Consider the following 3,899-nt stretch of genomic DNA (forward strand, 5'->3'; position numbering starts at 1 on the left):
CGTCACACCGACAGAGTGCTCACACTATTTCCAAAACTCAGGCTATGACCAACACTAATCTCATCCCGCTCTAGGCGGGTGCGTCTAGGATCCAGCCCTCTCTTTCATCGCCTGTCTGGTGGGATCGCGTCGATCGCTATGGCTACGAAGGGGCCTACCTTCGGGAGACATGCGCTTCAGCGCTCATATTCGTCGCCTTGGCCGCGCTGCGTTTTACGGTCCTGCTCGTCGGTCTGTCGGCCCTTTTGCTTGGCTGCGTCTTTCTGCTGCTGAACGCGCTGTCGCGCCTTCTCGTCCTGTCGCGCCGAGGTCTCGGGCTGACGCGCATCGTCTCGGGCCGGTAAATCGCGGCCGCGCGCCTCCCTTTCAGGCGCTGCTTCGCTGGCTCCGCCTGCACCCTTTTGCTGCTCGTATTGGAGGCGAGCGAGACGATCGTGCATCTTGTCGTTCACGCCATCGCGGTATTGTTCGAAACGGGTTTGCTCAGCGTCGGGGAGCGTGTCCCGCATCTGATCCAACGCCTGGTTCACACGCGCCATCTTCTGCCGCATTTCCAAAGGTGTCTGCGCCATTTCGGTAGCTCCTATCAGCCTGGTCAATTCTTTCATGCCGGGATGGGACAGGAATGATGAGGTCTGCCGCGGTCCCTTGTCACCCTTGGAGACGGTAGCCGCCGGCTTCTCGCCTGCCCTGTGCGCATGAATCTGGAGGACATTGTTGCCGATCGCCTGGGCTGTGGTCAGCGCTTGGCCGGTCACGCCAGCCGCCCGCATCACGGCGGCCGTCTGCTGCCACACGCCGGCGATCGCTGCGCCATTGGCGACGAGCAGTCGGCGGTCAATTCGACGCTGCCGCTTATCTTCCACGCGCGCGACCGTCTTGTCACTGACCTGGTGGCGCGGATCGTTCAGCGCGCGTTTGTATGCGCCTGCGTGTTCCTTCGTGTACGGTCGGCTCATTGCGTGATCGTACCGGCGGGTGGCGACCATCGCTATACCGTGTTCGCGCGCCTTCTCCGCGTAGGCTTCCCGCCAGGCATGGAGATCCGCCTTGTAGAATGTCAGCCGCTCGCCCTCGGCCGACCGCGCCTGCACCATGGCGTGGATATGGACGTGCTTCGTCTCGGCATGGTGTGCAAGCACGAATTGGTGCCCCGGCGCGCGCTCTTCGAGCACGGCTCGCGCGGCCGCCATGATGGCTTGCGCGTCCGTACCAGCCCGGGCAGAGAAAATCAGGTGGTAAGCATTGCGGCGCTCCCGGCCGGAAAGTTGTGGCCGCCATTGCTCAAAAATCGCCGCGGCCGCTTTCGTCGGCTGTTTGCTGGTAACTGCCTGTCCGTCCGCCTGGCGAACCTGCTTGTGCGATCGAATAAACTTCTGGAGAAAGTATTGCGCCTTACGCTCGTTGCCGACGGCCGCCGTCACTTCCGCCGCCGCGCGAACACCGGCCTGCCCCAGGGCTTCGCGCAAGCCGGCTTCGATCTTGTCGAGCGCTTTGCTGCGTGAATTAGCACGCCCGGCAGCTAGAATCTTGGCAAGCGTCCCGGCGCGGTCCTCCGTGTGGCCATAAACGTCGACGCTGTTGCCCGTGCGAGCATAGACGAACGGATTTGATCCGAAGGTCCTGTGCAAGGCTACCGAAAGCGCTTCGTCCGTGACGTCGCCGGCCAGTTCAAATCGCACTTCGATGAAATTCGTATTCTCAAGCTGCGGCTCGAATGTCTGGGTGAATTGATGGAGAAAGCCGCGACGGTCCTGCGCATTGGCAAGCCCCTGTCCGCTATCGGTAAAGATCTCGATGTCACGCTTCTCGCCCTGTTCATTGGCGCGTATGCCGACATAGGCGAGCAGGGCGCCGGCCTGCTTAGGATTGGCCGCGCTCGACAACACCTTGAACACCGCCGGCTGCGCGCCGGCGGCAAAGGCCGCTCGCGCCGCAACCGCCCTCGCCTCACGCGTCGACCGCGCGAAGTGTCGAGCGGACGGGAGTGCGCCCGACCTTCCGCCGCCCCCTCCGCGGCGCCGCCATTCTTCTTCCTCTTCCTTGACGAAAGCACCGAGTGCTAGGCCAAAAATCGCTATCGGCCCTTTTGCGTCGCTGGATGAACGGACACTCCCGCTGGCGCCAGACAGCGGTGCCGCGCTGAGCGGTCCTCCTCTGCCTCCGGACGAAACAGGTGCCTTCGCGGCGCGGGGATTCGCTTCCGAGTGCCTTGCGCTCGCCGACGGCCATTTCCCGCGTGACTGGACGGAAGCCAGGTGGTGCGCGGTGACGCCACTCCCGTGGATGCTCATTGCTTGAACGTCGGCCGTCTCCCGGCGAGCCGATTGCAAAAGCTCATCGTCATCAAGGTCCTTGAGATCGCCAGCGCCCGGCATGCGCAAATAGCGTTCGATCTCGGCAGCGTATCCGGCAAGGCGACCGCTCATGCCTTGACCTCGCTCCGCTTGCGCGACCTCGCAGTCATCGCCTTCAATTCTTCGCGGAACCGTCGCACGAGCTCGCCAACGGCGACCAGGGCGCGCTCGAGGTCTTCGTCATACGGCACCCGGCCCTCGTTCATCGCGCGGACGGCCTGGTTGAAATTCACACCGACGCGGCGAAGCTGGTCGGTGGCCTCCTCAATGGAGGGTCGCAGTTCACCCGTCGCTGCCGGCAGAAAGCCCGCCTCGGTCCGAACAAGGCGGCGAACGACTTCGCTGACCGTCACAGACTCTCCATCAGCAATGGCGCGCAGCCGCTTCAGCTCGACGCTTGAGAAGCGCACATGCAGGACTTCGCCATAGCGCCGGGATGCGTTCTGCGTTTCTGTTTGGTCGTTGTTGGGTCTCATCTTCAAGCCCGCTTGCGGGCGCTAAGGCCCTTGGGCCGCGCCGCCATTTTTTCATGTGTAACACAAAAAAGGCTATCCTGCCAAATACAAAACCCCATCACGCAAAAAACATTCGCATATTCGCCAACAGATACCAGTTTCCATTTCGTACTAAGATACATATGTTAGCCAGGATACATAGATCATGAGGGACATGAGGCTTCCGTGACTTGTTGACAAGCCAACTTCTCAACATGTTTCTGTCGTGATATACCGCCTTACTGCGAACTCATCATGCTAACATGGAGACAAACCGCACGTCGCGATCGCTGATGACGGTGACCGCGGTTGGCATCGCAAGACAGATTGGAGAGCCATGCGACCGAGGCCAACGAGCACGGCTGATTTGCAACCGAGACGCGCGCGATGACGCGGCCTCGATCGTGTGGCCCGGAGCGTTCACTGCACCCTTATGGACGGCGGGCGCCGCAGGGCGGGCTGTCCTAATCGTTCGGCAGCTTGTGTTTATGGGCCTTGATGTAGTCCTGCACCGCTTGGCGCAGCAGCTCGGTCATGCTGTGGCCATTGCTGACCGCGAGCAGCTTGAATTGGCGCTGCTCGCCAGCAGTAAGGTAATAGCCGCAGCGCACCATTTCCTCTTCGCGAATCCTCTTGCCGGCAACCGGATCCTTCTTCTGGCCCTGTCGCAGCATTTTACGGAAGTCCGGCCGGGGTGACGCTGGCGCTGCTTCAGCCTCCGATGCCGCCGACGATGTGGCGGCAAGCGGCTGAGGGGCGGGATCGGATTTCGGAGCGATGAACATGCTTGGAAGCGTCGGCGGCTGTGTGGAGATCGCTCGCAGCATGCGAGCCTTCTTGTCGTCTTGCGTGTCCGGGGTGCTTTTCTCGGTCATGCGGCCTCCCTCATTGCTTCGGTGAAGGCCTTGAGGACATCGTCGAAGACCCCCTCACTTTCGGCAATCGCCTTAGCGTCAGGCTGATCGGGACTATAGAGTGTCTGGCCGCTTTGCAGGTCCCGATAGGCGACACGGTTTTGCAGCGCATGGTCGGCGATCGGCGTGCCGTT

Annotated in this window: 3 protein-coding genes; all 3 read right to left on the reverse strand. The window is 61.8% G+C overall.

The features are described from left to right. Window positions 1-176: 176 nt before the first annotated feature. On the reverse strand, window positions 177-2,429 hold the full coding sequence (locus ACWGS9_RS34115) for a relaxase/mobilization nuclease domain-containing protein (RefSeq protein WP_454509332.1): 2,253 nt from the start codon (window positions 2,427-2,429) through the stop codon (window positions 177-179). Next, entirely contained in the window at window positions 2,426-2,767 is a 342-nt protein-coding gene (locus tag ACWGS9_RS34120) for a MobC domain-containing protein (protein ID WP_454509333.1), read from the reverse strand. The genes ACWGS9_RS34115 and ACWGS9_RS34120 overlap by 4 nt, the downstream gene beginning before the upstream one ends. Window positions 2,768-3,315: 548 nt before the next feature. Continuing rightward, window positions 3,316-3,726, reverse strand: coding sequence for a hypothetical protein (locus ACWGS9_RS34125; protein WP_454509334.1), 411 nt, complete (start codon window positions 3,724-3,726; stop codon window positions 3,316-3,318). Window positions 3,727-3,899 lie beyond the last annotated feature (173 nt).

The organism is Mesorhizobium sp. Arg314 (assembly GCF_053714275.1).